Source organism: Aquincola sp. J276 (assembly GCF_024700035.1).
Taxonomy (GTDB): domain Bacteria; phylum Pseudomonadota; class Gammaproteobacteria; order Burkholderiales; family Burkholderiaceae_C; genus Aquincola; species Aquincola tertiaricarbonis.
On the sequence record NZ_JAJONC010000002.1, the window covers coordinates 1,406,548 to 1,433,247 of the forward strand.

Genomic DNA, 26,700 nt, shown 5'->3' on the forward strand with positions numbered 1-26,700 from the left:
GTTCGGCGGGGCGCCGGAACAATCCCGGCTCATGAACCCGAGCCTTGCCCGCCTGCAGAACCTCTTCGGTGACAACGCCGCCATGGTGCGGGCGCTGGTGGGTCCGCTGTTCGTGGTGATCGTGCTGTCGATGATGGTGCTGCCGCTGCCGGGCTTCGTGCTCGACGTGGCCTTCACCTTCAACATCGCCATGGCGCTGATGGTGATGATGGTGGCGGCCAACATGGTGCGGCCGCTGGACTTCTCGGCCTTCCCGTCGGTGCTGCTGGTCACCACGCTGCTGCGGCTGTCGTTGAACGTGGCCTCCACCCGCGTGGTGCTGATGGAGGGCCACACCGGCCCGGGCGCTGCGGGCAAGGTGATCGAATCCTTCGGCCACTTCCTGATCGGCGGCAACTTCGCCGTCGGCCTGATCGTCTTCGCCATCCTGGTGGTCATCAACTTCATCGTGGTGACCAAGGGCGCCGAGCGCATCGCCGAGGTGGGCGCCCGGTTCGCGCTGGACGCCATGCCCGGCAAGCAGATGGCCATCGACGCCGACCTCAACGCCGGCCTGATCAACGAGGACGAGGCCAAGAAGCGCCGCGCCGAGGTCAGCGAGGAAGCCGACTTCTTCGGCTCCATGGACGGTGCCAGCAAGTACGTGCGCGGCGACGCCATCGCCGGCCTGCTGATCCTGTTCATCAACCTGGTGGGCGGCTTCATCATCGGCGTGGTGCAGCACGGGCTGACGGCCAGCGAGGCCGCCAACAGCTACGTGCTGCTGGCCGTGGGCGATGCGCTGGTGGCGCAGATCCCGGCGCTGCTGGTGTCGGTGGCCGCGGCCATGGTGGTCTCGCGCGTGGGCAAGGGCACCGACATCGGCAGCCAGGTGCGCAAGCAGGTGTTCGGCTCGCCCACCTCCCTGGGTTTGACGGCTGGCGTCATCGGCCTGATCGGCGTCATTCCCGGCATGCCCAACCTGGTGTTCCTGCTGATCGCGGCCGGCACCGGCGCGCTGGCCTGGAAGGCCCACCAGGCCGAGCTGAAGGCCAAGGCCGCCCCGGCGCCCGCGCCCGGCGCGCCGGGTGCCGCCGGCGGCCCCGGCGCCGAGGCCGCGCCCACCAACGTGGAAGCCAGCTGGGACGACCTGGTGCCGGTGGACACGCTGAGCCTGGAGGTGGGCTACCGCCTCATCGCCCTGGTGGACAAGGAGCGCAAGGGCGACCTGCTGGGCCGCATCAAGGGCGTGCGCAAGAAGTTCGCGCAGGACGTGGGCTTCCTGCCGCCGCCGGTGCACATCCGCGACAACCTGGAGCTCAAGCCCAGCATGTACCGCGTGTCGCTGCGCGGCGCCGTGGTGGGCGAGGCCGAGGCCTTCCCGGGGATGCTGCTGGCCATCAACCCGGGCGGCGCCACGCAGCAGCTCATCGGCACCAAGACCACCGATCCCGCCTTCGGCCTGCCCGCGACCTGGATCGACGAGCGCCAGCGGGAGGTGGCCCAAATGGCCGGATTTACGGTTGTTGATTGCTCGACCGTCGTGGCCACCCATCTTTCACACTTGATGCAGGTCCATGCCGCCAAGTTGCTGGGCCGGGTCGAAGTTCAAAACCTGGTCGAACACGTCACCAAGCTCGCTCCCAAGCTGATCGAGGACGTGATCCCCAAGATGGTCGGAATCGCTACGGTGCAAAAGGTCCTGCAACTGCTGCTCGAAGAAGGCGTCCACATCCGCGACATGCGCTCCATCGTCGAATGCATGGCCGAGCATGCCGCCGTCGTCACCGACCCCACCGAGCTGGCCCGCCGCATCCGCGTGCACCTGGCCCCGGCCATCGTGCAGCAGATCTACGGCGGCACCCGCGAGCTGGACGTGATCGCGCTCGACCCCGAACTGGAGCGCCTGGTCACCCAGGCCCTCACCTCGCCGCACGGCGCCGCGCTGGACCCCGGCGTGGCCGAAAGCATCACCCGCGGCGCGGCCGACACCTCGCGCCAGCAGGAAGAGCTGGGCGTGCCGGCCTGCCTGCTGGTGCCCGACCTGATCCGCGCCCCGATGGCGCGGCTGCTGCGCCGCGCGGCGCCGCGGCTGAAGGTGCTGGCCCACAGCGAGATTCCTGACACCCACACGATCCGGATCGGTTCGATCATTGGAGGCACGGCATGAACGTCAAGCGCTTCACCGGGCGCACCTCGCGCGACGCACTGAACCTGGTCCGCCAGGCCTTCGGCGACGACGCGGTCGTGCTGTCCACCCGGCCCTGCGCCGAAGGCGTGGAGGTGCTGGCGATGGCGCCGGACGGCATGCAGCAGATCGAGCGTGCCGCCAGCCAGGCCGGCACCGTGCGCGCCGAGCCGGCCCCGGCACCGGCCGCCCCGGCCCGCCACCGCGACCTGCGCGACGGCATGCGCGCCGAACCTTCGCGGCTGGAGCAGCGGATCGAGGCCCGCCGCGAGGCCCGCGCCGACAGCCGGCTGGATGCACGCATCGACTCCCGCTTCGACCCGCGCATGGACGAGCGCGTCGAGCCCCGCATCGAAGCCGCCGAGCCGGCCGAGGACGTGGAGCGCGACGTCGGCCGCCTGGGCATGAGCACCCTCACCTTCCAGGACTACGTGCGCGAGCGCATGCTCAAGCGCCGCAAGGCCGAGCTGTCGCCCGAGGCACCGGCCGCCGCCGCACGCGCGGCACCGCGCCAGCGTGAAGCCGAGCGTGAGCGCGAGCCCGCGCCGCGCACCGTGCGCCATGAGCTGCCCGCGCTGGAGCCGCTGCGCGCCGAGCCGCCGCGCCGCCGCCCGCCGGTGCTGCGCGACGAGATCCGCCAGGCCCAGGCCCCGCTGGACGACGAGCTGCAGGCCGCCGCCCGCGACAGCCAGTTCGAGATGATGAGCGAGCTGCGCTCGATGAAGGGCCTGATCGAGGAACGCTTCGGCGCCCTGGCCTTCATGGAACGCATGCAGCGCAACCCGCGCCAGGCCAACCTGACGCAGAAGCTGCTGGACTGCGGCTTCTCGCCCGCGCTGATCCGCAAGCTGGCCGACGGCCTGCCCGCCGATGCACTGGACGAGACCAGCTGGGCCGCCAGCGTGCTGGAGCGCAACCTGCTGGCCGCCGACCATGAGCCGGCGCTGGAGGATGCCGGCGGCGTGTACGCCATGATCGGCTCCACCGGCGTGGGCAAGACCACCACCACAGCGAAGATCGCCGCGGCGTTCGCCACCAAGCACGGCGCCGGCCACCTGGGCCTCATCACCCTGGATGCCTACCGCGTGGGCGCGCACGAGCAGCTGCGCACCTATGGCCGCATCCTCGGCGTGCCGGTGCACACCGCCCACGACCGCGCTTCGCTGGAAGACCTGCTGGACCTGCTGAGCGGCAAGAAGATGGTGGTGATAGACACCGCCGGCATGGCGCAGCGTGACAGCCGCACCCGCGAGCTGCTGGACATGGTGGGCCACCGCGCCATCCAGAAGCTGCTGGTGGTCAACGCCAGCGCGCAGGGCGAGACCATCGAGGACGTGATGCTGAGCTACCAGGCCAAGGCCTGCCGCGGCGTGGTGCTGTCCAAGATCGACGAGGCCGTGAAGCTGGGCCCGGCGCTGGATGCGCTGATCCGCCACAAGCTGCGCGTGGTGGGCGTGGCCAACGGCCAGCGCGTGCCGGAGGACTGGCACCGGCTGTCGGCCCAGTCGCTGGTGCAGCGGGCCTTCAAGGCCGTGCCGGCCGCTTCCTGGCGCATGGACGCCAACGACGTGAACCTGATCTTCGCGGGCTCGCAAGCCGCCCGCGGCCACTCCGCCCACGCCTGAGGACCCGAGACGACATGCGTGACTTCTACGCCAGCCGCAGCGCACCGCTCGACCAGGCCGACGGCTTGCGCCGCCTGTTCAGCCCCACGCGCACCCGCTACATCGCGGTGGCCAGCAACCCGCACGTGGCCTTCGCCACCGTGCTGATCGAACGACTGACCTCGGCCATCGCCGCCACCGGCCGCAAGCTGCTGCTGGTGGATGCCGCCGACACCGCACCCGAGCCGCATGAGCTGACGCAGCTGGACCTGGCCGCCGGCATCGAGGAGCTGTCGCCGCAGATCAGCTACCTGGCCGCGCGCGGCCTGCCGCTGCGCCATGTGGACACCCGCGGCTCCTGCGCCGGGCTGCTGCGCCAGCTGACCGACGCCGCCCCGCAGGCCGACGTGGTGCTGGTGCATGCCGGCGCCAGCGAACTGAGCCGGCTGTTCAGCCACCGCGCGGTGCGCCCGGTGCTGCTGGCCGCCGATCATGCGCCCAGCGTCACCCATGCCTATGCGGCGATGAAGGTCCTGTCGGCCCGCAGCGGCCTGATGGCCTTCGACCTCATGCTGGCCGTGGGCCCGCAGCGCACGCGCCGCGAGCATGTGGCGCGCCAGATCGCCCACTGCGCCGACAGCTTCCTGGGCGCGGCGGTGCACGACTGGGTGGCGGTGGACCCGGCGTGCAACGTGGCCGAGGCGCCCGACGCCGCGCTGGTGCGCATGGTGCGCAAGCTGCTGGCCGACGACACCGCCGCACTGGAAGCCGCACCGCCTGCCGCCTGGCAACCGCACGTCCCAGCCTCGGCTTCGCTGATGGCCAACTGAATTCCTGGAGCCAAGAGCATGTACAACGCCAAAGGCCGTACCGACAACAACGCGATGCTGAAGCAGTACAGCCCGTTGGTGCGCCGGCTCGCCCATCAGATGATCGCCAAGCTGCCCGCCAACGTGGAGATCGACGACCTGATCCAGGTCGGCATGATCGGCCTGAACGATGCGCTGGGCCGCTTCGATGCCGCGCAGGGCGTGCAGTTCGAGACCTTCGCCACCCAGCGCATCCGCGGCGCCATGCTCGACGAGCTGCGCGGCAGCGACTGGATGAGCCGCGGCAACCGCCGCCAGCAGCGCAACATCGAGGCCGCCGTGCACAAGCTGGAGCAGAAGCTCGGCCGCGCACCGCATGAGTCCGAGATCGCGGTGGAGATGGGCATCACGCTGGTGGAATACCAGGAGCTGCTGGGCAAGGTGCGCGGCACGCAGCTGGTGTACCTGGAAGACCTCAGCGGCGACGAAGGCGACGACGACTACCTCGAGCGCCACGTCGGCACCGAGGAAGCCAACCCGATGGCGGTGCTGCAGGACATGCGCATGCGCACCGCGCTGGTCGATGCCATCAAGCTGCTGCCCGAGCGCGAGCAGTACGTGATGAGCATGTACTACGAGCACGACATGAATCTCAAGGAGATCGCGGCCGTGCTCAAGGTGACCGAAAGCCGCGTGTGCCAGCTGCACAGCCAGAGCATCGCCCGGCTGCGCGTCAAGCTGCGCGAGTGGTGATCGCAGCTTCCCTCCAGTCCTTGTAGTCGCAGTACCCGCAGTACCCGAGGTGTCGCCATGCTGAAGTCGTTGTGGAAGATGGCCCCCTCGCTGGCCGAGGGCGTGCCCGCGGCCGCTGCCGTCGCCGCCGCCGTGCCGCCGCAGGAAGCCACGCCGGTGGTGGGCCGGCTGGCCCAGCATGCCTCCCGCCTGGGCCGCGAGGCCGCCGAGGTGCGCGGCGTGATCGACGACACCCACAAGACGGCCACCGCCCAGGCCGAGGCCGCGCGCGAGCTGGCCCGCCAGGTGCAGGACGTGGCCCGGGTGCAGCAGGTCATCGGCAGCCACACCGAGCATTCGGTGGTCGCCGTGGCCCGCGCCCGCGAGGCGGTGCATGCGGTGGGCAGCGAGGTGACCGGCATCGTCGAGACGCTGCGCAAGGTGGCCGAGGCCGCCTCCGACATCACCCAGATTGCACTGCAGACGCGGCTGGTGGCCTTCAATGCCAGCGTGGAAGCCAAGCGAGCCGGTGAGGCCGGCCGCGGCTTCGGCGTGGTGGCCGATGCGGTGAAGGACCTGGCCGCCCGGGTGGAGGCCTCGTCCAAGGACATCATGGGCACCATGGCCCACCTGGACGAACGCATCGGCAGCCTGGCGCGCGAGATCCAGGCGCCCTCCTCCAGCCCTGCCGGCAGCGCCGCGAAGGCCGCCGACCAGAGCGGCGTGCATGCCGCGCTGGATGCGGTGGCCGAGCAGGTGACCCGCATTGCCGCCGCCGCCGAGCAGAGCCGAGGCGCCTGTGGCCAGCTCGACCAGCAGATGGCCGTGATCGAGACGGACATGCGCCAGACCAGCCGTGCGCTGGACACCGCGATCCAGCGCAGCGAAAGCCTGCTGAAGGTGAGCGAGCAGCTCATCGAGATGGCCGCCGACAGCGGCGTGGTGACCGAGGACACGCCCTACATCCAGGCCGTGCAGCAGGCCGCGGCCGAGGTGGGCCAGCTGCTGGAAGGCGCGCTGCAACAGGGCAGCATCAAGTTGGCCGACCTGTTCGACGAGCGCTATGCGCCGATCGCCGGCACCCAGCCCGCCCAGCACACCACCCGCTTCTGCCCGCTGGCCGACCGGCTGCTGCCGCCGGTGCAGGAACGCATGCTCAAGCTCAGCGACAAGGTGGTGTACTGCATCGCCGCCGATCGCAACGGCTACGTGGCCACGCACAACAGGCAGTACAACCAGCCGCAGCGCGGCGACCTGGCCTGGGACACGGCCAACAGCCGCTATCGCCGCATCTTCAACGACCGCACCGGCCTGGCCAGCGCGCAGAACCAGCGCCCCTTCCTGCTGCAGACCTACCGCCGCGACATGGGCGGTGGCAAGTTCGTGGTGATGAAGGAAGCCGCCGCGCCCATCACCGTGCGCGGCCGCCACTGGGGCGGGCTGCGGCTGGCCTTCAGGTTCTAGACAGCGCGCGGAACCGCTGCAGCCGCTGCGCCAGCAGCCGGGCGGCCTGCGCATCGGGCGCACACAGCGCCTGCGCCACCGGTGCCGTGCACACCGCGGGCAGGTTGCCGCCCGCCGCCATCCACCCCAGCCGCGCCGCGCCCAGCGCGCCGCCGGCCGCCGAATCGGCATGGGTGGCGATCTCCACGCCCAGCACGTCGGCCAGCATCTGCGCCCACAAGGCGCTGCGGGCGCCACCGCCCACCAGCGACAGCCGCTGCACCGTGGTACCTGCGGCCTGCAGCGCCGCATGGCCGTCGGCCAGGCCGAAGGCCACGCCCTCCATCACCGCATAGGCGATGGCGGCTGCATCGGTGTCGTGGCCCAGGCCGTGCAGGCTGGCGCGCAGCGTGGCGCTGTTGTGCGGCGTGCGCTCGCCGCCCAGATAGGGCAGGAACAGCGGCGCGGCCGCGCGCTGCGCCGGCGTGGTGGGGGCGGCCATGGCCTCCACCTCGGCATCGCTGCCGCGGCCGAGCAGCTGGCGCGCCCAGCGCAGGCAGCTGGCGGCCGACAGCATCACGCTCATCTGGTGCCACTGGCCGGGCAGGGCATGGCAGTAGGCATGCACCGCGCTGCGCGGATTGGGCCGGTAGCGGTCGGTGGCCACGAAGATCACGCCGCTGGTGCCCAGCGACAGGAAGCCCATGCCCGGCCGCACGATGCCCATGCCGATGGCGCTGGCCGCGTTGTCGCCCGCGCCGCCGGCCACCACGATGCCGGCGCGCAGGCCCAGCGTGGTGGCGGTGCTGGCCAGCAGCGTGCCACCGGGCTGGCTGCCTTCGACCAGCCTCGGCATGTGGGTGCGGGCCAGGCCGGTGAGCGCGAGCAGCTCGTCGCTCCAGTCGCGGCGGGCAACGTCCAGCCAGGTGGTGCCGCTGGCGTCCGATGCATCGGTCACGTGCTCGCCGGTCAGGCGCAGGCGGATGAAGTCCTTGGGCAGCAGCACCTTGGCCACGCGCTCGAAGGTGCGCGGCTCGTGCGTGGCCAGCCAGCGCAGCTTGGGCGCGGTGAAGCCGGGCATCGCCAGGCAACCCGACAGCATCGGCAGCGCAGGCAGCTCGTCCATCATCGCCACGCACTCGGCCTCGGCGCGGGTGTCGTTCCAGAGGATGGCGGGGCGCAGCACGTGGTCGGCGGCGTCCAGCAGCACCGCGCCATGCATCTGGCCCGACAGGCCGATGGCCTGCACCTGCTGCCAGGCATGCGCATGGGCCGCGCGCAGCTCGGCACACACCGCCAGCGTGGCGGCCCACCAGTCGTCGGGCCGCTGCTCGCTCCAGCCGGGCTGCGGCCGGCTCAGCGACAGCGGCACGCCGGCACTGCCCAGCACGCGGTGGTGGGCGTCCAGCAGCAGTGCCTTGACCTCCGAGGTTCCGTAATCCAGCCCGAGAAACATGGCTGCGATGCTAGGCCGCGCAACCGGCGATGATCGGTACCCTGCTGTCCACAAACCAATCGCATGAACTCGATACAAACCCGAATCGCCGCCACCCTCGCCTGCCTGCTGGCCACCGCGCCGCTGGCGGTGCAGGCGCAGGCCACGCCCGACCTGGCCGCCACCGCCGCCAAGGAAAAGGGCGCCACGGTGCTGCCCAGCGGCCTGGTGTTCCAGTCGATCAAGGAAGGCAGCGGCCCGAAGCCCGCCGCCACCGACACCGTGCGCGTGCACTACCGCGGCGTGCTGGCCGACGGCAAGGAGTTCGACAGCTCCATCGCCCGCGGGCAGCCGGCCGAGTTCCCGCTCAACCGCGTCATTCCCTGCTGGACCGAAGGCGTGCAGCGCATCCAGGTGGGCGGCAAGGCCAAGCTCACCTGCCCGCCAGGCATCGCCTATGGCGCGCGCGGCGCCGGCGGCGTGATCCCGCCCAATGCCACGCTGCAGTTCGAGGTGGAGCTGCTCGGCATCGCCGGCAAGTGACGCAGGGGTCCGCACGATGAGCGCCGACGACGCCGCGGGCGACGCGCCCTGGCACGACCCCACCCGGCTGCTGCATGGCGACGCCGGGCTGTCCACCGACGTGGGCGTGGTACCGCCCATCCACTACAGCGCCACCTTCCGGGCGCGCGACGCCACCGAGTTCGCCGAGATGGCCGGCACGCCGCGCCACGCGGCGTACTACACCCGCTACGGCAACCCGACGCACGAGCGGGTGGCCGGCATCGTGGCGGGGCTGGAGGGCACCGAGACGGCGCTGGTCACCGCCTCCGGCATGGGCGCCATCAGCACCACGGTGCTGGCGCTGGTGAAGGCAGGCGACCATGTCATCGCCCAGGGCCGGCACTACTTGAGCACGGCCAAGCTGTTCGAGGAGGTGCTGCCGCGCTTCGGCGTGCAGGTGACCATCGTGGAGCAGACCGACCTGGCGGCGCTGGAGGCCGCGCTGCGGCCCGAGACGCGGCTCATCATGCTGGAGACCCCGGCCAACCCCACGCTGGTGCTCACCGACCTGGCGGCGGTGGCGGCGCTGGCGCGGCCGCGCGGCATCCTCACCGTGGCGGACAACACCTTCGCCTCGCCCATCAACCAGAAGCCGCATGCGCTGGGCATCGACGTGGTGGTGCACAGCGCCACCAAGGCCCTGGGCGGCCACCACGACCTGACGGCCGGCGTGATCTGCTGCAGCCAGGCGCTGGCCGAGCGCATCTGGCCGATGCACATCACGCTGGGCTCGGTGCTGTCGCCGATGGATGCCTGGCTGCTGCTGCGCGGGCTGCGCACGCTGGCCGTGCGCATGGAGCGCATCAATGCCAATGCGCTGGCGCTGGCGCAGTGGCTGGAAGCCCAGCCGCAGGTGGAGCGGGTGTGGTACCCGGGGCTGCCCAGCCATCCGCAGCATGAATTGGCGCAGCGGCAGATGCCGCAGGGCGGCGGGCCGGTGGTGGCGATGGCGTTGCGCGGCGACTATGCGGCCACCAGCCGCTTCGTCGCCTCACTGGAACTGGCCACCCATGCAGTGAGCCTGGGCGGCGTGGAAACGCTGATCGTGCATGCCGCGGCGATGTGGCGCGGCCTGATGGGCGAGGCGCAGACGGCCGGAACCGGCATCGGGCCCAACTTCGTGCGCCTGGCCGTCGGCCTGGAGCACATCGACGACCTCAAGCGCGACTTCGGCCGCGCCTTGCAGCAACTGTGACCGGATGTGGCGCGGTCAGCCGAGCACGGCCCGCGCCACCAGCGATACCGCGACCACCGCCCCTGCGATGGCGACGATCACCCAGTTCGGCGCGCGGCCGTGCGGGGCGGGAGGGAGTTGGCGACGGGGGTCATTCATGATCGGGTTCCACGAACAGCAGGCACAACGGTGGCCGGTCCTGGCAGAAGCGAGCTTCGTGCCATGCGGATGAACGACAGCGTAGGCGTCCCGGATGTCAGGCCAAACCCGTAATAACAGGCTCAAGAGCCGCCAGAAGCAGCCCGCTGGCGCGCCCGATACCATGCGCGCCATGGCTGCGCCCGCTCCCCATCAACGTCCGTCCTGGCAGCGAGTGCTGTGGCTGGCCGCGGGCGGCCTGAGCCTGGGCTCGGGCCTGGTGGGGCTGCTGTTGCCGCTGATGCCCACGGTGCCCTTCGTGCTGCTGGCGGCCTTCTGCTTTTCCAAGGGCAGCGAGCGCTGCGACCGCTGGATCTGCGAGCACCGCCACTTCGGCCCGATGGTGCGCGACTGGCGCGCCCACCGCGCGGTGCCGCTGCGTGCCAAGTGGGTGGCCACGGTCATGATGTCCATCAGCAGCGTGGGCGCCCTGTTCCTGCTGCCCATGCCCTGGGCGGCCGCGCCGGGCCTGTGCTGCGCGGCGGTGGCCGCCTGGATGTGGTCGCTGCCCAATGCGGCGCCGCGCGGCGCACGTGCCGCCACGGCGTCGGCGCCCCCGCCTGCGCCTCCATCGGCCTGAAGAGCCGGCCGCCCCGCGCGGCGGCGTTGGCCATGCATTCAGGCGCGTGAGCCGTCGTGCGCGGGCTGACCGGCCGGTGCCGCCTCGGTGGCCTGGTCGTCGAACGGCAGCTCCGGCTCCAGCGCGGCCCGTTCGGCCGCCAGCTGGGCCCGGCTGCGACGTGCCGACGGCGCCGCGGCCGGCGTCGCGCCGGCCTTGACCGCTGCGCCGGCCAGCGACACCGCATCGCCCGCCCCGGGGCGGGACAGGCTGCCCACCCGCACGCCCAGCAGGCGCAGGCGGCGGCTGAGGTCCACGCGCTTCAGGCACTGGCCGGCGGCCTGGCGGATGAGCTGCGCATCGGCGGTGGGCGCGGGCAGCGTGAGGTCGCGCGTCACCGTCTTGAAGTCCTCGAAGCGCAGCTTGATGCCGATGGTGCGGCCCACCCAGCGCTTGCGCTGCAGGTCGTCGGCCACCCGGTGGGCCAGGTCGGTGAAGATGGCCGACAGCGTGGCCCGGTCGCGCACCGCATGCAGGTCGCGCTCGAAGGTGGTCTCGCGGCTCATCGACACCGGTTCGCTGTAAGTCACCACCGGCCGCTCGTCGATGCCGTGCGAGGCACGGTACAGCCAGGCGCCGTAGCTGCGGCCAAAGTGCTCCACCAGCCAGGCCACGTCGCATTCGGCCAGCTGGCCGATGGTCTCGATGCCCAGCGCCTTCAGCTTGGCATTGGCCTTGGGGCCGATGCCGTTGATGCTGCGCACCTTCAGCGGCCAGATGCGCGCCGGGATATCGTCGGCGGTGAGCACCGTCAGGCCGTCGGGCTTGTCCAATTCGGAGGCGATCTTGGACAGCAGCTTGTTCGGCGTCACGCCGATCGAGCAGGTGAGGCCGGTCGTGCGCTTGACGTTGTTGCGGATCTCCTGCGCCACCGCGCGCACGCCGCCCCAGGCGTCGTGGCCCACGGCTTCCTGCGCGCCGGGCACTTCGGTCAGGTCGATGTAGATCTCGTCGATGCCGCGGTCCTCGATCACCGGCGCCACCTCGGCCACGGCCTGCTTGAACAGCCGCGAGTAGTGGCGGTAGGCCTCGAAGTCGGTCGGCAGCAGGATGGCGTCCGGTGCGCGCTGTGCGGCCTTCATCAGGCCCATGCCCGAATGCACGCCGTAGTCGCGCGCGGCATAGGTGGCGGTGGTGACCACGCCGCGCCCGGCGTAATGCCGCAGCGTGGCGAACTGCCGGGTGCCGTCGGCCTGCACCTCCGGCTGGTGCCGCCGCCCGCCGCCGATCACCACCGGCAGGCCCTTCAGCTCCGGATAGCGCAGCAGCTCGACGGAGGCGTAGAACGCATCCATGTCGAGGTGGGCGATCCAGCGGCGTACGGCGGTCATCGGCGGCGATTGTGGCCGGCCGCGCCAGGCTCAGGGCTGCGGCGGCGGCGCGGTGTCGCCCATCATCCGCCGCCCCAGCCACTGCAGCCCCTCGCGCAGCGGAATGCGGGCCATCTCGTGCACCGGCGTCTGCGCCGCCCAGGTGGCGCCGTCGCGCCGAGCCACCGCGAAGTCGAAGGTATAGAACGGCTCCTGCCCCATGCGCAGGTCGGTGATCCAGGCCTGGCCGTCCTGCTCGCGCATGCGGTAGAAACCGTGGCTGAACCAGGCCATGCGCTCCACGTTCCAGTCGCCGCGCAGGGCCTCGCGCAAGGCCATGCCCCGTTCGTGGCGCTGGAAGCGGATGACCGGCTGCGGCTGGTGCAGGCGGTCGGCCAGGGCATGGAAGCCCTCGTGGTACGCGTCGTCGGGCGTGATGGCCACCACCCGCCACACCAGCGTGGTGAGCGGCGCCGGCGTCACCAGCACCCTTTCCGGCTTCAGGCCGGCCTGCGCCAGCGAGGCCTCGGCAATGCCACGCACGTGCGCCTGCGCCAGCACGCTCCAGCCCAGGTACAAGGTGCTGATCACCAGCCCCGCGGTGTTCCAGCGCAGGCCGGCATGGCCGCTGCGGGCCAGCGCCACGCCGGTGCAGATGAGCAGCGGCAGGGTGTACAGCGGGTCGATGATGAAGACGCTGCCCACGCCAAAAGGATGGTCGGTGAAGGGCAGGCCGAGCTGGGTGCCGTACACGGTCATCGTGTCCAGCAGGGGATGGGTGATGAGCGCCAGCCACATCGCCAGCCACCAGGCCCGCCACTGTCCGCGCTCCTTGAACACCCAGGCCACCGCCCAGGCCAGCAGCGGCGAGGCCAGCGTCTGCCAGAACAGCGCATGGCTCTCGGCGCGGTGGAAGGTCATGTTGCGCACCGGATCGCCATGGTTGATGAACGAATCCAGGTCCGGCAGCGTGCCGGCCACCGCACCCGCCAGCGCCGCCTTCCACACCGCCGTGCGGCGGCCCATGCAGGCCACCGAGACGGCGGCACCCAGTGCGATCTGTGAGAGTGAATCCATGCGCGAGGCGGCGGGCGGTTGACGAAGGCGGGCGAGCATAGCCGCCGCACGCGGACCGCGCGTGACAGGGCCGGGGACGGGGATTTCCCGGGCATGTTGCAATGCAGCATGTCTTCGGCCTCCCTCCCCTCCGACCTGCCCACCACCGCCGCCGTGCCGATGGACGCCCGCCGCACCGCGCTGGCGCTGTTCGCGCTGGCCATCGGCGGCTTCGCCATCGGCACCACCGAGTTCGCCTCGATGAGCCTGCTGCCCTTCTTCGCCCCCGCGCTGGGCATCGACGAGCCGACCGCCGGCCATGTGATCAGCGCCTATGCGCTAGGCGTGGTGGTGGGCGCGCCGGTGATCGCGGTGCTGGCGGCCAAGGTGGCGCGGCGCACGCTGCTGATCGGGCTGATGCTGCTGTTCGGCCTGGCCAACGGCCTGAGCGCGCTGGCGCCCACCTACGGCTGGATGCTGGTGTTCCGCTTCCTCAGCGGGCTGCCGCACGGCGCGTACTTCGGCGTGGGCGCGCTGGTGGCGGCCTCGCTGGTGCCGCCTTCGCGCCGCACCCAGGCCATCAGCCGGATGATGCTGGGGCTGACGGTGGCCACCATCGTCGGCGTGCCGATGGCCAACGGCCTGGGCCAGTGGCTGGGCTGGCGCTGGGGCTTCGGCGTGGTGGCGCTGCTGGCGCTGGCCTGCGCGGTGATGGTGGCGATCTATGCGCCGCGCGACCGGGTGCAGCCCGGTGCCGGTGCGCTGCAGGAACTGGGCGCGCTGGGCCGACGGCAGGTGTGGCTCACGCTCGGCATTGGCGCCATCGGCTTCGGTGGCATGTTTGCCGTCTACACCTACCTGGCCTCCACGCTGATCGAGGTGACCGGCGTGGCGCCCACCGCACTGCCGCTGGTGCTGGGCGTGTTCGGCCTGGGCATGACGGCCGGCACCATCGGCTGCGCCTGGGCCGCCGACCGCGCGCTGATGCCCACCGCTGGCGCCATGCTGGTGTGGAGCGCCATTGCGCTGGCGCTGTATCCGCTGGCCGCCGGCAGCCTGTGGACGCTGCTGCCGGTGGTGTTCCTGATCGGCTGCGGCGGCGGGCTGGCGATGCCGCTGCAGACGCGGCTGATGGACGTGGCCGGCAAGGCGCAGACGCTGGCCGCCGCGCTCAACCACTCGGCCTTCAACACCGCCAATGCGCTGGGGCCGTGGCTGGGCGGCATGGCCATCAGCGCCGGCTTCGGCTGGACCTCGACCGGCTACGTGGGCAGCGGCCTGGCGCTGGCCGGCCTGCTGATCTGGGCCATCGCCGTGGCCGACAGCCGGGGTCGCGCCAGTCGCCTCGGCACCGCTGCGGCGCGCTGATGTCGATCAGCGCCGCAGCCGTGCGCTGATGTCGATCAGCGCCGCAGCAGCGCGCTGATGTCCGCCGGCCCGGTGCGGCAGCAGCCGCCGATGAGCCGCGCCCCGGCCGCCTCCCAGGCCCGGGCCTGCTCCGCGAACGCGGGCGGATGCACACCGGGCGCATGCGGCAGCCAGCGCTTGGCCACCGCGTCCCAGGCCTCGCCGGCATTTGGATAGACGACGATCGGCTTGGCGGTGCGTGCCCGGGCGGCGGCCACCAGCGGCGCGATGTGCTGCGGCGCGGTGCAGTTGACGCCGATGGCGGCGATGCCCGGGAAGCCGTCGAGCGCGGCCACGCAGTCGCCGAAGTGCTCGCCCTGGCTGGTGTGCGCGCCGTCGCGGCAGCTGAAGCTGATCCAGCCGCTGCGGGTGCTGCCGGCCGGCAGTTCGTCCATCAGCCGCGCCAGCGCACGCGCTTCGGCCAGGCAGGGAATCGTCTCGCAGGCCAGCAGGTCGGCACCCGCGGTGGCCAGCACCTGCAGCCGCGGGCGGTGGAAGGCCATCAGCGCGCCCTCGTCCAGGCCGTAGTCGCCGCGGTATTCGGAGCCGTCGGCGCGCATTGCGCCATAGGGCCCGACGGAGGCCGCCACCAGCGGGCGGCGGCGGCCTGCGGCGGCCGGCTCCTGCATGAACTGCTCGCGGGCCTCGGCCGCCAGCGTGACGGCGCGGCGCATCAGGTCGGCAGCCGCCTGGTGCGACAGGCCGCGGCGCGCGAAGCCCTCGAAGCTGGCTTGGTAGCTGGCGGTGGTGGCCACGTCGGCACCGGCGCGGAAATAGTCCAGGTGCACCTGGCGGATCAGCCCGGGCTGCTCCAGCAGCACCCGCGCCGACCACAGCGGATCGTTCAGGTCGGCGCCGCGGCGCTCCAGCTCGGTGGCCAGCGCGCCGTCCAGCACCAGCCGCGGCGCGGCGGCGAGCCAGTCGGCGATGGGATCGGGCCGCGCCGGGCTGGGCGCGCCGGCACGCGCGGCGGCGTCGGCTGCGGTCATCGGCGGTGGGGCCGGCGGTTGCCGCGCGATGGCTACTTCAGCCGTTCCAGGTGCCGCGCGATCTGCGCCCGCACCTGCACCGGCGCGGTGCCGCCCAGCACATTGCGCGCCTCCAGCGAGCCGCGCAGCGTGAGCACCTGCAGCACGTCGTCGCCCACGGCGGCGTTCAGCGCCTTCAGCTCGTCCAGCGGCAGCTCGGCCAGGTCGATGCCGCGCTGCAGGCAGGTCTTGACCGCATGGGCCACCACCTCGTGCGCATCGCGGAAGGGCACGCCGCGCTTGGCCAGGTAGTCGGCCAGGTCGGTGGCGGTGGCGTAGCCGCGCAGGGCCGCACGCTCCATCGCCTCGGGCTTGACGACGATGCCCTCCACCATCTCGGCCATGATGCGCAGCGTGTCGCGCACCGTGTCCACGGTGTCGAACAGCGGCTCCTTGTCTTCCTGGTTGTCCTTGTTGTAGGTGAGCGGCTGGCCCTTCATCAGCGTCAGCAGCGCCATCAGGTGGCCGAACACGCGGCCGCTCTTGCCGCGCGCCAGCTCGGCCACGTCCGGGTTGCGCTTCTGCGGCATGATCGACGAGCCGGTGCAGTAGCGGTCGGCCAGGTCGATGAAGGCGAAGTTCTGGCTCATCCACAGCACCAGTTCTTCCGCCAGGCGCGACACATGCATCATCGTGATGCTGGCGAAGGCGCTGAACTCGATCGCGAAGTCGCGGTCGCTCACCGCGTCCAGGCTGTTCTGGCACACGCCGTCGAAGCCCAGCGTGCGGGCCACGCGCTCGCGGTCCAGCGGGTAGCTGGTGCCGGCCAGCGCGGCGGCGCCCAGCGGCAGGCGGTTGACCCGCTTGCGCACGTCGGCCAGGCGCTCGGCGTCACGGGCGAACATCTCCACGTAGGCCAGCATGTGGTGGGCGAAGCTCACCGGCTGGGCCACCTGCATGTGCGTGAAGCCGGGCAGGATGGTCTCGGTGTTCTTCTCGGCCACGCTGACCAGCGCGCGCTGCATCTGCGCCAGCAGCGGCAGCAGCGCATCGATCTCGCCGCGCAGCCACAGCCGCACGTCGGTGGCCACCTGGTCGTTGCGCGAGCGTCCGGTGTGCAGCCGCTTGCCGGCGTCGCCCACCAGCTGCGTCAGCCGCGCCTCGATGTTGAGGTGCACGTCCTCCAGGTCCAGCTTCCATTCGAAGGTGCCGGCCTCGATGTCGGCGCGGATCTGGGCCATGCCGCGCTCGATGGCGGCCAGGTCGTCGGTGCCGATCACGCCCTGCGCGGCCAGCATGGCCGCATGGGCCAGGCTGCCGTCGATGTCGGCCTGCCACAGGCGCTTGTCGAAGTCGACACTGGCGGTGTAGCGCTTGACCAGCTCGCTCATCGGCTCGGAGAACAGGGCCGACCAGGCCTGGGATTTTTTGTCGAGTTGGTTCTTGGACATGACGGATGCAGCGCTACGCACACAATGGCGCGGAACCCGCGAGTTTATCGACCCCACCTGCGATGACCTGGCCCGCCGACACCCTGGCTCCTGCCGCTACCGGCCCCCCAGCCCGCCCCTGCGGCCGGCCTGGCCGACGACGGCTACCGCCTGTGCCAGCCGGCGCTGGCCTTCCGCGCGCTGGTGGCAGTGCAGACCGCGGCGCTGGTGGGTGTGCTGTTTGCGGCGGACAGCTGGGCGCAGGCACTGGCCGCGCTGGGCCCGGCCATCCTGGCCGGCATGGGTGGCACGCTGCTGTGGCTGGTGGCGGCCTGCGGCCTGCGCCGTGCGCTGGGCCGGCTCGCGCCGCGCAGCCGGCTGGCCATGCTCACGGCGCTGGGTGCGCTGGCCGGCATCGCGGCCGCCGCGCCGCTGCTGCTGTGGCAGGCGGCCGCGGCCAGTGGCCCGCGGCTGCTGTCGCTGCCGCTGGCCGGCGCGGCACTGGCCCTGCCGCTGGCGCTGTGGATCGAGGCGCGCGCCCGCTCGCTGCGGCCGGCGGATGCCGATGCCCGGCTGGCCGAGCTGCAGTCCCGCATCCGGCCGCATTTCCTCTTCAATGCCCTGAACACCGCGCTGGCCCTGGTGCAGGTGGACCCGGCCAAGGCCGAGCAGGTGCTGGAGGACCTGGCCGAGCTGTTCCGCACCGCCATCGCCGAGCAGCGGGCCTCGGTCACCCTGGCCGAAGAGCTTGCGCTGGCCGAGCGCTACCTGGCCATCGAGCAGGTGCGCTTCGGCCCGCGGCTGCGCGTGCTGTGGGAACTGGACGCGGCCGCCGGCCGCGCCCGCGTGCCGCCGCTGCTGCTGCAGCCGCTGGTGGAAAACGCGGTTCACCACGGCGTGGAGCCCGCGGCCGAGGGCGGCGTGGTGCGGGTGCGCACCGAGACCCGCCGCGGCGAGGTCACCATCAGCATCGACAACACCCTGGCAGGCACGGCCGCTGCCGTGCCGGGCCACGGCATCGCCCTGGCCAATGTGCAGGAACGGCTGCGGCTGATGCACGACCTGGGCGCCCGCTTCGATGCCCGCCGGCTGGACGGCTGGTGGCGCGTGCGCATCACCCTGCCCGACGAACCCCTGGTGCGATGAACCGCCCGACCTCACCCGCCCTGCGCCTGCTGATCGTGGACGACGAACCGCTGGCCCGGCTGCGGCTGGCCACGCTGGTGCGCGACTGCGCCGAGCCGCGCTGCGAGGTGGCCGCCGAAGCCGCCAACGGCGCCCAGGCCCTGGCCTGGCTGAAGCTTCATCCATGCGACGCGGTGCTGCTGGACGTGCAGATGCCCGGTGCCAGCGGCATGCAGCTGGCGGCCGAGCTGAAGCAGCTGCCGCGGGTGCCGGCGGTGGTGTTCGTCACCGCGCATGCCGACCATGCGCTGCAGGCCTTCGAGCTGGAAGCGGTGGACTACCTGACCAAGCCGGTGCGGCGCGAGCGGCTGCAGGCCGCGCTGCAGCGCGTGGCCCAGCGGCTGGCGCGCTACCAGGCGCTGCCGCCCGAGGTGCCGGCCCTGGTGGTGACCGAACGCGGACGGGTGTGGCGGGTGCCGCTGGCCGAGGTGCTGTACCTCAAGGCCGAGCTGAAGTACGTGACGCTGCGCACCGCGCAGCGCAGCTACGTGCTGGACGAATCGCTCACCGAGCTGGCGCCCAGGCTGGGCGAGCGCTTCCTGCGCATCCACCGCAATGCGCTGGTGGCGCGGGATGCGGTGCGGGCGCTGGAGCGCCGCGCCACGCCGGAGCCCGGCGCGCAGCCGGAGGACGCCGGGGAGCCCGGCGAAGGCTGGGCCGCCCAGGTGGCGCCCACCGGCGAGTGGCTGGCCGTCTCGCGCCGGCAGCTGGCTGCGGTGCGAGAGGCCATCGAGGCGGCGCGCTGGTAGCGCGGCGCCCCGGGGTCGATCAGCGAGCCTGCTTGGCGCGCTTGCGGGCGACGGCGCCCACGGCCAGCAGGCCGCCGAACATCAGCGCGTAGGTGCTGGGTTCCGGCACCGGCGAGACGGCCAGGCCGAGCAGCGGCGGGGCGATGGCGGTGTTGCCGCCGATGCCGAAGGCGCCCACCATGGTGCTGGCGCCGGTGGACAGGTTGATGCTGTACAGGCCGCTCTTGCCGGTGTCGGCATCGGTGAAGGCCGCATAGGCCATGTTGCCGGCGCCGATGTCGAAGCCCGACACGCCGTTCACGTCCATGCCCAGCGAGCCCACGGTGGTGATGGTGGGATTGTTGAAGGCGGTGGTGGCCACCTTCAGCGTGTCGCTGGCGGTGTCGACGTAGTACAGCGACGTGGCGGTGCTGGCGTCGGTGTCGTTGTTGGAATAGGCGACCGACGACAGGCCGGCCGAGATCGGCGTGGCCACGGTGGTGGCGCCGGTGTTCACGTTGAAGGCGTAGTTCTGGCCGCTGCTGCTGACCACGCGCAGCGAGGCGGCGCCCGACAGGTCGGCCGCGGGGTTGAAGTCCAGGCCGACGGCGGAGCCGTTCAGCGGGGCCGACAGCGTGCCGACGAAGCTGGCGGCGCCGCTCATCGACAGGCTGTACACGTTGGACGCGCTGCTGATGCCGTACAGCATGCCGGTGGTCGGGCGCAGGTCGATCGACAGGATGCGCTCGTTGGCGGCTTGCAGGCCGGTGATGTTCATCAGCGACGAGCCGGCCGTGGGCGTGGCGCTGTCGAAGGTGACCAGTGCGTTCGTCGTCGTCAGGCCGATGACCGGCAGCGCCATGGCGGGAGCGGCGGCAGCGCCGGCCAGCACACAGGCGGCAGCGGCGATGCGGCGAACGGAAAAGATCGGGGACATGGGGTGGACTCCTGGCGGGTTGTAGTGCGCGAGACCGCCGGATTGCGGCCTGCGCGCAGCTGCATACGCAGCAACCACCCCGCCTGGATGCACCCCGCACCCCGCATCAGGGGGCCGCAGGGAACTTTCCGCCGCCGGCCGTGGCCAGGGCCGCGAGCGCGTACTGCAAGGCCAGCGAATAGCCCATCGTGCCCAGCCCCACGATGGTGCCTACCGCCACGTCCGACAGATAGGAGTGGTGGCGGAACGGCTCGCGCTTGTGCACGTTGCTGATGTGCACCTCGATGAACGGGATGGCCACGCCGGACAGCGCATCGCGGATGGCCACGCTGGTGTGGGTGAAGGCGCCGGGGTTGATGACGATGTAGCCGGTGCCGTCGGTGCGCGCGGCATGGATGGCATCGACGATCGCGCCTTCGTGGTTGCTCTGGAAGGCGGCCAGCTCGGCGCCGGCGGCCTGCGCCTGTGCTTTGGCGGCAGCTTCCACGTCGGCCAGCGTGGTGGCGCCGTAGATCTGCGGCTCGCGGGTGCCGAGCAGGTTCAGGTTGGGGCCGTTGATGAGCAGGATCTTCATGGTGCGGTGCGGGGCTTGAGCTGCATGCGGTTGGGCAGCGGAGTCGAGCGGCGCAGTATGTCCTCGCCCAGCCACACCGCCGCCCGGCGGGCGCGCTCGGCCACCACCGGCAGCGGCAGCTGCTGGTAGTCGTCGTTGAACACCTCGAAGCTGTAGTCGCCGCGGTAGCCCATGCGGTCGAGCTGGCGCACCAGGCCCACCAGCCGCTCGTTGTGCACGCCCTCGCCGGGAAACACGCGGAAGGTCCGGGCGGTGGCCATGCGTTCCTCGGGCGTGCGCACCTCGTTCCACATGAAGTCGGACAGCTGCACCAGGAAGATCTTCCGGGCATCCACCGCGGCCAGGCCGTCCAGCGGCGTCTGCGTGGCGAAGATGTGGTACGAATCGATGCCGATGCCCAGGTTGGGCAGGTCGGCCCGGCGCACCACGTCCCAGGCCTGGGTGAACTCGTTGATGTGGCGGCCCCAGCTCAGCCCTTCGTAGGCCACGTTGATGCGGTGCGGCAGCGCCAGCAGCGCCAGCTTGCGCAGGTCGCGGGCGATCACGTCGGGATCGGCGCTGGCATGCTGGCTGGTGCTGGAGCAGGCCAGCAGCACCCGGCAGCCGAGCGCGGCGCACATCGCCAGCATGCTCTTGGCGATGTCCACCTTGTACTCGTGCAGGTGGCCCGAGAGGCCTTCGAAATCCCGCAGCACCTGGAAGCCGGTGACCCGCAGGCCGCTGGCCTTGACGGCCCGCACCGCAGCGTCGACGCCCTCGGGATGGCCGACGAGGTCGCGGGCCATCAGCATCACCTGGCCGAAGCCGGCCGCCTTCATGGCCGCCAGCTTGGCCTCCAGCGGGCCGGCCATGGTGATGGTGTCCATGCCGAAGTCGGCGATGTTCACGGCGGCGGCGCTCATCGATGCACCAGCTCGAACATCGTGCTGCCGTCGAACCAGGTCTGCGTCAGCGCGCCGCGCTGGCCGGTGTGCAGGCTGGGCGTCTCGACGAAACCGACGCCGCGCCGGCGCAGCGCCGCCACCGCGGCCAGCACGTCGGGCGCCCCGAAGGCCACGCGCTGCAGCGCCTCGTCTCCATCGGCCGCGCCAGCCTCCGGCTCCACCAGCTGCAGGTAGAACGTGCCGCAAGGACTGGCCAGCACCCGGCCGCTGGGCAGGATGCCGAAGCGCTGGTCGTCGGCCAGCAGCGTGAAGCCGAACAGCGCGCTGTAGAAGGCGCACCAGTCGTCCAGCCGCTCGCGGCCGATGTACTGCACCACGCCGAACCACTGCAGCCCGGCCAGCGCCTGCGGCTGCCGGTCCACGCCGGGGATGGGAATGAAGTCGACGTCGTAGATGGAGAACTCGCGGTGGCGGTCGACGAAGTACAGCCGGCTGCTGCCCACGCCGTGGATGGCCGGGATGTTCAGCTCCATCGGCTCCACCTGCACCGGCACCTCCCAGGCGCCGCGCTCGATCACGCGGCGGCGCGCCGCGGCCGCATCGCGCACCCGCAGCGCGATGGCGCTGATCTGCGGCGCCTCGGGCGGCAGCTCGCCGGCCTTGCCGCCATGCGCATTCACCACGATGTTCATGCCGCCCTGGCGGTACAGCAGCACCTCGCGCGAGCGGTGGCGCGCCACCGGCTGGAAGCCCATCTGCTCCAGCACATGGCCCAGCGCCTGCGGCCGGCTGGTGGCGTACTCCACGAACTCGATGCCCTCCAGCCCCAGCGGGTTGCTGGCATCGGCCTGCACTTCTCTCTCGGCCATCACGGTCATCTCGGCATGCTCCTTCAGGCGTCGGCGCGCTGTGCCAGCAGGTGGCGGAAATGGGCATCCACCCGCTGCGCATCGGGCTCCAGCCCGGTGAACAGCCGGAAGGCACCCAGCGCCTGGCCCACCGCCATGCCACCGCCGTCCACGGTGGCGCAGCCGCGGGCCCGCGCGGCCTTCAGTAGCGCGGTGTCCAGCGGGAAATACACCACGTCGGCCACCCACAGGCCGGGGTGCAGCAGGTCCTCGGGCAGCGGCAGGCCGGGCAGCTTGTCCATGCCGGTGGGGGTGGCGTGGATCAGGCCCGTCGCGCCCTGGATGGCCGCGGCCACCTCGGCCTGCGCGCTGGCGCGACCGGCGCCATGCGCCTGCTGCAGCGCCTGCACCAGCGCCTCGGCCCGCTGCGGCTCCCGGTCGTTGACCACCAGGTGCTGCACGCCCATGCGCAGGGCCGCATGGGCGATGGCGGCGCCCGCCCCGCCCGCGCCCAGCAGCAGCACGCGCGACAGGTCCGCGCCCGGCAGGCGGCGGCGGAAGGCCTCCACCCAGCCGGAGCCATCGGTGTTGTGGCCCACCAGCCGCCCGCCGCGGCACACCACGGTGTTCACCGCCCCCATGGTGCGCGCCTCGTCGGAGAGTTCGTCCAGCAGCGGGATCACCGCCTGCTTGCACGGGTAGGTGATGTTCAGCCCGTCGAAGCCCATGATGCGGGCGGCCTCGATCAGCGTGGGCAGCGCCTCGGCGCCCACGCCGGCGCGGTCCAGGTCGATCAGCTGGTAGTGCAGCCGCAGGCCCTGGCACTGCGCCTCCTGCTCATGCATGGCGGGCGTGAGCGAGCGCTGGATGCCCGCGCCGATCAGGCCCACCAGGGCCTTGCGGGGAATGTCGACGGAACTCATGGCGGGCGGCAGGCTGGCAGCTTGTCTATACGGGTTACTTGCGCACCTTGGCGATCTCGGCGTACAGCGCCTTGACGGTGGCCTCACCCACGTTGGCGGTCTGCTTGTCGATCACCGGCTGCACCTTCTCGCGGATGCGCTGCAGCTCGGCCGGCGCGATCTCGTTGACCTGCATGCCGGACTTCTTCAGCTCGGCCAGCGCGGTGTCGGCGGCGCTGCGCGAAGCCTGGCGCTGGAAGGTGGTGGCCTCGGCCGCGGCCTCGGTGAACAGCTTCTTCTCGTCGGCCGACAGGCTGTCCCACAGCTTCCTGCTGACGATCAGCGCCTGCGGGTTGTAGATGTGGCGCGTGGCCGAGAGGTACTTCTGCACCTCGTTGAACTTGCTGCTCAGGATCACCGTGTTCGGGTTCTCCTGGCCGTCCACCGCCTTCTGTTCCAGCGCCGGGTACAGCTCCGGGAAGGGCATCGGCGTGGCATTCGCGCCCAGCGTGTTGAACAGGTCGATGTAGATCGGGCTCTGGATCACGCGCAGCTTCAGGCCGGCGAAGTCTTCCAGCCGGGCGATCGGCCGCTTGCTGTTGGTGACGTTGCGGAAGCCCAGGTCCCAGTAGCCCAGGCCGATGATGTTCTTCTCGGCCAGCTTGGCCAGCAGGCCCTTGCCGAACTCGCCGTCGGTCACGGCGTCGGCTTCCTGGGCGTTGTTGAACAGGAAGGGGAAGTCGAACACCGCGAAGTCCTTCACCTGCGCGGTCAGGATGCCGGCGTTGAGCACCGTCATCTCCACCGTGCCGCCCTGCAGCGCCGAGACGGTCTGCAGGTCGCCGCCCAGCGTGCCACCCGGGAACAGCTTGACCGTGATCTTCTTATTCGACTTGGCCGCCACCAGCTCTGCGAACTTGGCGGCGCCCTGCGCCTGCGGATGGCCGGTCTGGTTCTGGAACGCGAACTTGACGGTGCGCTCCTTGATGTCCTGCGCCAGGGCGGCGCCCAGCGGCAGCAGCGCGGCCAGGCCGATGCAGATCGAGCGGGCGAAGGTCTTCATGGTCTTGTCTCCTTGGGTCGGACGGAAAACGGCGGGGCGCGCGGCTCAGCCTGCGAACCACCGCGCAGGCACGGTGACGATGGAAGGGAAGAACACCAGCAGGAACATCACCGCGAACTGCGCCGTCATGAACGGCAGCACGCCGCGCGTGACCTCGTCCATCTTCATCTTGCCCACGCCGGCCACCACGTTGAGCACCGTGCCCACCGGCGGGGTGATGAGGCCGATGGCGTTGTTCATGATGAACAGCACGCCGAAGTACACCGGGTCGATGCCCGCGGCCTTGACCACCGGCATCAGCACCGGGGTCATGATGAGGATGGTGGGGGTCATGTCCATCGCGGTGCCCACGGCGATGACCAGCAGCATGATCATCAGCAACAGCACCGTCGGGTTGTCCATGAAGGGCTCGAGCAGGCCGATCATCTTGCTGGGGATGTCGGCCACGGTGATGAGCCAGGCCGAGACCATGGCCGCGGCCACCAGGAACATGATCACCGCGGTGGTCTTGGCGGCGGACACGAACACCTCGCAGGTCTGGCGGAAGGTCATCTCCCGGTACACCAGCGTGCTGACGGCCAGCGCGTAGACGGCAGCGACCACCGCGGCCTCGGTGGGCGTGAACACGCCCATCTTCAGGCCCACCAGCACGATGACCGGCAGGAACATCGCCCAGGCCGACTCGCGCAGCGCCTTCAGCTTCTCGGCCCGCGTGGCCTTGGGCGGCGGCTCCACCGCCTCGCGCTTGGCCACCCACCACCAGGTGATGGCGATGGCCACGCCCATCAGCAGCCCCGGCACGATGCCGGCCAGGAACAGCTTGCTGATCGACACGTTGGCCGCCACGCCGAAGATGACGAAGCCGATGGACGGCGGGATCACCGGCGCGATGATGCCGGCCGAGGCGATGAGGCCGCCGGCGCGGGCCTTGTCGTGGCCGGCGCGCACCATCATCGGCAGCAGCAGTGCGGCCAGCGCCGCGGTGTCGGCCACCGCCGAGCCCGACAGCGCCGCCATCAGGCAGGCCGCCACGATGGCCACGAAGCCCAGGCCGCCGCGGCGGTGGCCCACCAGCGTGAGGGCCAGCGTCACGATGCGGCGCGACAGGCCGCCGACGTTCATGATCTCGCCGGCCAGCATGAAGAAGGGCACCGCCAGCAGCGGGAAGCTGTCGGCGCCGTTGATCACGTTCTGCGCCAGGATCTGTGCATCGAACAGGTCCAGGTGCCACATCAGCGCCACGCCGGACAGCAGCAGCGAATAGGCGATGGGAATGCCGATGGCCATGGCGGCCAGCAGCGAGCCGAGGAAGACGAACACCGTCATTTCACACCCCGCACGGTGTCTTCGGATTCCTGCACCATCACCAGCTCGTCGTCGCCGGCCCGGCCGCTGGCGCTGCGCGCCAGCTCACGCAGCAACAGCACGCCGCTGCACACCGCGAACACCACGCCCGCCCCGTAGAAGATGCCCATCGAGAGCCCGCTGGTGGGCGCGGTCACGTCGGCATTGATGCGCGCCTGCTGCAGGCTGCCCGAGAACAGCAGCCAGGTGACGAACAGCATCAGCACCAGGCCCACCACCGCGCACAGGCGCTTGCCCAGCCGCGGCAGCCGGGCCACCACCATGTCGGTGCCCAGGTGGCCGTGCTCCTTGAGCGCGACGATGGCGCCCAGGAAGGTCATCCACACGAAGAGCCAGCGAGACAGCTCCTCCGACACGGTGATGCCGGAGTTGAAGCCGTAGCGCAGCACCACGTTGCCGAACACCAGCACCACCATGACCGCCAGGGCCAGGCCGATGAGGGCGTCGATGAGTTGGCAGAACCGGTCGATCCAGGCGTCCATGCGGGTGTCTCCATCAGCGGCGCCGATGCAGTGCCGTACGCCTGCCGTGAATGTACGAACTAGTTAGTTTTCAAACACCCGGGATTACCCGGTGCCCAAGACGCGCGGCCGGCCGCAGCGGCCGGCGCGTTCAACGCCGCACGAAGCGCACGATCATCTCGACGATGGATTCGCGCCGCGTCGCGGTGGCGGCGGGATCGTCGAAGTCGATCTTGAAGATCAGGCCGAAGGTGTGGCGGTTGGCCACGTTGAAGAAGCACGGCGCGGCGATGGCCATGTGCAGCGACACCGGATCGACGCCGGCGCGGAAGACGCCCTCGCGCACGCCGCGCTCGTAGATCTCGCGCACCGAGTCGATGGCCGGCACGTTCAGCCGCTGGATGGTCTTGCTCTGCGCCAGGTACTCGCCGCGGTGCATGTTCTCGTTCATCACCAGGCGGATGAAGTCGGGATTGGCGGCCTGGTAGTCGAAGGTGAAGGCCACCAGCGTGCGCAGCGCGGCCTCGGGCGCCATGTCCTCCAGGTGCAGCCCCGCCTCGATGCTGCGGATGCGGCTGTAGGCCGCCTCCAGCACGGCCAGGTACAGGCCTTCCTTGCTGCCGAAGTAGTAATAGATCATGCGCTTGCTGGTGCGCATGGCCTCGGCGATCACATCGATGCGCGCCCCCGCCAGCCCCTTCTCCGAGAACTCGTGCGTGGCCACCTCGATGATGTCGGCCATCGTGCGGTCCGGGTCGTTGGTGCGGGTGGCCCGGCGCTCGGAATGTACCGTTTCGTTCATTTTGCAAGCGTAGCAGGTGAGGTCCCTGCGACGCC

Annotated in this window: 26 protein-coding genes; 11 read left to right on the forward strand and 15 right to left on the reverse strand. The window is 71.2% G+C overall.

The genetic code is table 11. The annotated features are described in order from the left end of the window. The first annotated feature begins 31 nt into the window (after positions 1-31). The 5 genes from flhA to LRS14_RS24420 are packed head-to-tail and all read left to right on the forward strand — an operon-like array spanning position 32 to position 6,776. Positions 32-2,149, forward strand: a complete 2,118-nt coding sequence (gene flhA, locus LRS14_RS24400) for a flagellar biosynthesis protein FlhA (RefSeq protein WP_046115078.1) — start codon at positions 32-34, stop codon at positions 2,147-2,149. Beyond that, positions 2,146-3,792, forward strand: coding sequence for a flagellar biosynthesis protein FlhF (gene flhF / locus LRS14_RS24405; RefSeq protein ID WP_257801460.1), 1,647 nt, complete (start codon positions 2,146-2,148; stop codon positions 3,790-3,792). Before flhA ends, flhF begins: the two co-directional genes overlap by 4 nt. A 14-nt stretch (positions 3,793-3,806) precedes the next feature. Continuing rightward, positions 3,807-4,601, forward strand: a complete 795-nt coding sequence (locus LRS14_RS24410) for a hypothetical protein (protein WP_046115076.1) — start codon at positions 3,807-3,809, stop codon at positions 4,599-4,601. 18 nt (positions 4,602-4,619) lie between these two features. Beyond that, on the forward strand, positions 4,620-5,333 hold the full coding sequence (locus tag LRS14_RS24415) for an RNA polymerase sigma factor FliA (protein ID WP_046115075.1): 714 nt from the start codon (positions 4,620-4,622) through the stop codon (positions 5,331-5,333). Positions 5,334-5,390: 57 nt separating this feature from the next. Continuing rightward, complete coding sequence (locus LRS14_RS24420; protein ID WP_257801461.1) at positions 5,391-6,776, forward strand: methyl-accepting chemotaxis protein; 1,386 nt, start codon at positions 5,391-5,393, stop codon at positions 6,774-6,776. Here LRS14_RS24420 and xylB read toward each other — a convergent pair. Next, positions 6,766-8,211, reverse strand: coding sequence for a xylulokinase (xylB, locus tag LRS14_RS24425; protein WP_257801462.1), 1,446 nt, complete (start codon positions 8,209-8,211; stop codon positions 6,766-6,768). The genes LRS14_RS24420 and xylB overlap by 11 nt on opposite strands. A gap of 63 nt (positions 8,212-8,274) precedes the next feature. On the opposite strand from xylB, the gene LRS14_RS24430 reads away from it, so the two are divergent. After that, a complete protein-coding gene (locus LRS14_RS24430; protein ID WP_046115073.1) occupies positions 8,275-8,733 on the forward strand; it encodes an FKBP-type peptidyl-prolyl cis-trans isomerase in 459 nt (152 codons plus the stop codon). A 16-nt stretch (positions 8,734-8,749) separates the two neighbouring features. Further along, positions 8,750-9,949, forward strand: coding sequence for a PLP-dependent aspartate aminotransferase family protein (locus LRS14_RS24435; RefSeq protein WP_046115072.1), 1,200 nt, complete (start codon positions 8,750-8,752; stop codon positions 9,947-9,949). Between the two features lie 15 nt (positions 9,950-9,964). On the opposite strand, the gene LRS14_RS24440 is transcribed toward LRS14_RS24435, so the two are convergent. Then, positions 9,965-10,087, reverse strand: a complete 123-nt coding sequence (locus LRS14_RS24440; RefSeq protein WP_257801463.1) for a hypothetical protein — start codon at positions 10,085-10,087, stop codon at positions 9,965-9,967. A 172-nt stretch (positions 10,088-10,259) separates the two neighbouring features. Between LRS14_RS24440 and LRS14_RS24445 the strand changes: the two genes are divergently transcribed. Continuing rightward, positions 10,260-10,706 carry a YbaN family protein gene (locus LRS14_RS24445; protein WP_046115102.1) on the forward strand — a complete coding sequence of 149 codons (447 nt, stop codon included), beginning with the start codon at positions 10,260-10,262 and terminating at the stop codon, positions 10,704-10,706. A gap of 38 nt (positions 10,707-10,744) precedes the next feature. Here LRS14_RS24445 and dinB read toward each other — a convergent pair whose 3' ends face one another. Both dinB and LRS14_RS24455 read right to left on the reverse strand, forming a co-directional pair. Continuing rightward, positions 10,745-12,076, reverse strand: a complete 1,332-nt coding sequence (gene dinB / locus LRS14_RS24450; RefSeq protein WP_257801464.1) for a DNA polymerase IV — start codon at positions 12,074-12,076, stop codon at positions 10,745-10,747. Between the two features lie 30 nt (positions 12,077-12,106). Continuing rightward, entirely contained in the window at positions 12,107-13,132 is a 1,026-nt protein-coding gene (locus LRS14_RS24455) for a metal-dependent hydrolase (RefSeq protein WP_257801465.1), read from the reverse strand. 108 nt (positions 13,133-13,240) lie between these two features. Between LRS14_RS24455 and LRS14_RS24460 the strand changes: the two genes are divergently transcribed. Further along, positions 13,241-14,479, forward strand: coding sequence for an MFS transporter (locus LRS14_RS24460; protein ID WP_404977611.1), 1,239 nt, complete (start codon positions 13,241-13,243; stop codon positions 14,477-14,479). A 35-nt stretch (positions 14,480-14,514) separates the two neighbouring features. Here LRS14_RS24460 and mmuM read toward each other — a convergent pair whose 3' ends face one another. Both mmuM and argH read right to left on the reverse strand, forming a co-directional pair. Continuing rightward, on the reverse strand, positions 14,515-15,507 hold the full coding sequence (gene mmuM / locus LRS14_RS24465) for a homocysteine S-methyltransferase (protein WP_257801466.1): 993 nt from the start codon (positions 15,505-15,507) through the stop codon (positions 14,515-14,517). Between the two features lie 32 nt (positions 15,508-15,539). Then, positions 15,540-16,937 (reverse strand): argininosuccinate lyase, encoded by a 1,398-nt coding sequence (argH, locus tag LRS14_RS24470; RefSeq protein ID WP_257801467.1) that lies wholly within the window; start codon positions 16,935-16,937, stop codon positions 15,540-15,542. A gap of 183 nt (positions 16,938-17,120) precedes the next feature. On the opposite strand from argH, the gene LRS14_RS24475 reads away from it, so the two are divergent. Further along, positions 17,121-18,062, forward strand: coding sequence for a sensor histidine kinase (locus tag LRS14_RS24475; RefSeq protein ID WP_257801468.1), 942 nt, complete (start codon positions 17,121-17,123; stop codon positions 18,060-18,062). After that, positions 18,059-18,850: a LytTR family DNA-binding domain-containing protein gene (locus LRS14_RS24480; RefSeq protein ID WP_257801469.1), complete on the forward strand. Its 792-nt coding sequence runs from the start codon at positions 18,059-18,061 to the stop codon at positions 18,848-18,850. Before LRS14_RS24475 ends, LRS14_RS24480 begins: the two co-directional genes overlap by 4 nt. 19 nt (positions 18,851-18,869) lie before the next feature. On the opposite strand, the gene LRS14_RS24485 is transcribed toward LRS14_RS24480, so the two are convergent. The 9 genes from LRS14_RS24485 to LRS14_RS24525 form a co-directional block, all read right to left on the reverse strand. Further along, complete coding sequence (locus LRS14_RS24485) at positions 18,870-19,766, reverse strand: DUF4394 domain-containing protein (protein ID WP_046115064.1); 897 nt, start codon at positions 19,764-19,766, stop codon at positions 18,870-18,872. A 106-nt stretch (positions 19,767-19,872) separates the two neighbouring features. After that, the gene (gene aroQ / locus LRS14_RS24490; RefSeq protein WP_046115063.1) at positions 19,873-20,340 is read right to left on the reverse strand and encodes a type II 3-dehydroquinate dehydratase; all 468 of its coding nucleotides are present in this window, start codon (positions 20,338-20,340) and stop codon (positions 19,873-19,875) included. Continuing rightward, the gene (locus LRS14_RS24495) at positions 20,337-21,242 is read right to left on the reverse strand and encodes a sugar phosphate isomerase/epimerase (protein ID WP_046115062.1); all 906 of its coding nucleotides are present in this window, start codon (positions 21,240-21,242) and stop codon (positions 20,337-20,339) included. Before LRS14_RS24495 ends, aroQ begins: the two co-directional genes overlap by 4 nt. After that, entirely contained in the window at positions 21,239-22,093 is an 855-nt protein-coding gene (locus LRS14_RS24500; protein WP_257801470.1) for a VOC family protein, read from the reverse strand. The genes LRS14_RS24495 and LRS14_RS24500 overlap by 4 nt, the downstream gene beginning before the upstream one ends. Positions 22,094-22,116: 23 nt before the next feature. Then, complete coding sequence (locus LRS14_RS24505; protein WP_046115060.1) at positions 22,117-22,995, reverse strand: shikimate dehydrogenase; 879 nt, start codon at positions 22,993-22,995, stop codon at positions 22,117-22,119. Positions 22,996-23,029: 34 nt separating this feature from the next. Continuing rightward, positions 23,030-24,037, reverse strand: coding sequence for a TRAP transporter substrate-binding protein (locus LRS14_RS24510; protein ID WP_046115059.1), 1,008 nt, complete (start codon positions 24,035-24,037; stop codon positions 23,030-23,032). A 45-nt stretch (positions 24,038-24,082) separates the two neighbouring features. Next, complete coding sequence (locus LRS14_RS24515; protein ID WP_046115058.1) at positions 24,083-25,363, reverse strand: TRAP transporter large permease subunit; 1,281 nt, start codon at positions 25,361-25,363, stop codon at positions 24,083-24,085. Then, positions 25,360-25,884 (reverse strand): TRAP transporter small permease, encoded by a 525-nt coding sequence (locus LRS14_RS24520; protein ID WP_046115057.1) that lies wholly within the window; start codon positions 25,882-25,884, stop codon positions 25,360-25,362. Before LRS14_RS24520 ends, LRS14_RS24515 begins: the two co-directional genes overlap by 4 nt. A gap of 130 nt (positions 25,885-26,014) precedes the next feature. Next, positions 26,015-26,665, reverse strand: coding sequence for a TetR/AcrR family transcriptional regulator (locus LRS14_RS24525; protein ID WP_257801471.1), 651 nt, complete (start codon positions 26,663-26,665; stop codon positions 26,015-26,017). Positions 26,666-26,700 lie beyond the last annotated feature (35 nt).

Bases quoted from the DNA above. Each gene is read 5' to 3' on its own strand.
- flhA (WP_046115078.1), top strand. From the start codon at position 32: ATGAACCCGAGCCTTGCCCGCCTGCAGAACCTCTTCGGTGACAACGCC.
- LRS14_RS24420 (WP_257801461.1), top strand. From the start codon at position 5,391: ATGCTGAAGTCGTTGTGGAAGATGGCCCCCTCGCTGGCCGAGGGCGTG.
- LRS14_RS24485 (WP_046115064.1), bottom strand. From the start codon at position 19,766: ATGTCCCCGATCTTTTCCGTTCGCCGCATCGCCGCTGCCGCCTGTGTG.
- flhF (WP_257801460.1), top strand. From the start codon at position 2,146: ATGAACGTCAAGCGCTTCACCGGGCGCACCTCGCGCGACGCACTGAAC.
- LRS14_RS24510 (WP_046115059.1), bottom strand. From the start codon at position 24,037: ATGAAGACCTTCGCCCGCTCGATCTGCATCGGCCTGGCCGCGCTGCTG.
- LRS14_RS24410 (WP_046115076.1), top strand. From the start codon at position 3,807: ATGCGTGACTTCTACGCCAGCCGCAGCGCACCGCTCGACCAGGCCGAC.
- xylB (WP_257801462.1), bottom strand. From the start codon at position 8,211: ATGTTTCTCGGGCTGGATTACGGAACCTCGGAGGTCAAGGCACTGCTG.
- LRS14_RS24430 (WP_046115073.1), top strand. From the start codon at position 8,275: ATGAACTCGATACAAACCCGAATCGCCGCCACCCTCGCCTGCCTGCTG.
- LRS14_RS24440 (WP_257801463.1), bottom strand. From the start codon at position 10,087: ATGAATGACCCCCGTCGCCAACTCCCTCCCGCCCCGCACGGCCGCGCG.
- LRS14_RS24525 (WP_257801471.1), bottom strand. From the start codon at position 26,665: ATGAACGAAACGGTACATTCCGAGCGCCGGGCCACCCGCACCAACGAC.
- dinB (WP_257801464.1), bottom strand. From the start codon at position 12,076: ATGACCGCCGTACGCCGCTGGATCGCCCACCTCGACATGGATGCGTTC.
- LRS14_RS24415 (WP_046115075.1), top strand. From the start codon at position 4,620: ATGTACAACGCCAAAGGCCGTACCGACAACAACGCGATGCTGAAGCAG.
- mmuM (WP_257801466.1), bottom strand. From the start codon at position 15,507: ATGACCGCAGCCGACGCCGCCGCGCGTGCCGGCGCGCCCAGCCCGGCG.
- LRS14_RS24435 (WP_046115072.1), top strand. From the start codon at position 8,750: ATGAGCGCCGACGACGCCGCGGGCGACGCGCCCTGGCACGACCCCACC.
- LRS14_RS24495 (WP_046115062.1), bottom strand. From the start codon at position 21,242: ATGAGCGCCGCCGCCGTGAACATCGCCGACTTCGGCATGGACACCATC.
- LRS14_RS24500 (WP_257801470.1), bottom strand. From the start codon at position 22,093: ATGGCCGAGAGAGAAGTGCAGGCCGATGCCAGCAACCCGCTGGGGCTG.
- argH (WP_257801467.1), bottom strand. From the start codon at position 16,937: ATGTCCAAGAACCAACTCGACAAAAAATCCCAGGCCTGGTCGGCCCTG.
- LRS14_RS24480 (WP_257801469.1), top strand. From the start codon at position 18,059: ATGAACCGCCCGACCTCACCCGCCCTGCGCCTGCTGATCGTGGACGAC.
- LRS14_RS24505 (WP_046115060.1), bottom strand. From the start codon at position 22,995: ATGAGTTCCGTCGACATTCCCCGCAAGGCCCTGGTGGGCCTGATCGGC.
- aroQ (WP_046115063.1), bottom strand. From the start codon at position 20,340: ATGAAGATCCTGCTCATCAACGGCCCCAACCTGAACCTGCTCGGCACC.
- LRS14_RS24455 (WP_257801465.1), bottom strand. From the start codon at position 13,132: ATGGATTCACTCTCACAGATCGCACTGGGTGCCGCCGTCTCGGTGGCC.
- LRS14_RS24445 (WP_046115102.1), top strand. From the start codon at position 10,260: ATGGCTGCGCCCGCTCCCCATCAACGTCCGTCCTGGCAGCGAGTGCTG.
- LRS14_RS24515 (WP_046115058.1), bottom strand. From the start codon at position 25,363: ATGACGGTGTTCGTCTTCCTCGGCTCGCTGCTGGCCGCCATGGCCATC.
- LRS14_RS24460 (WP_404977611.1), top strand. From the start codon at position 13,241: ATGTCTTCGGCCTCCCTCCCCTCCGACCTGCCCACCACCGCCGCCGTG.
- LRS14_RS24520 (WP_046115057.1), bottom strand. From the start codon at position 25,884: ATGGACGCCTGGATCGACCGGTTCTGCCAACTCATCGACGCCCTCATC.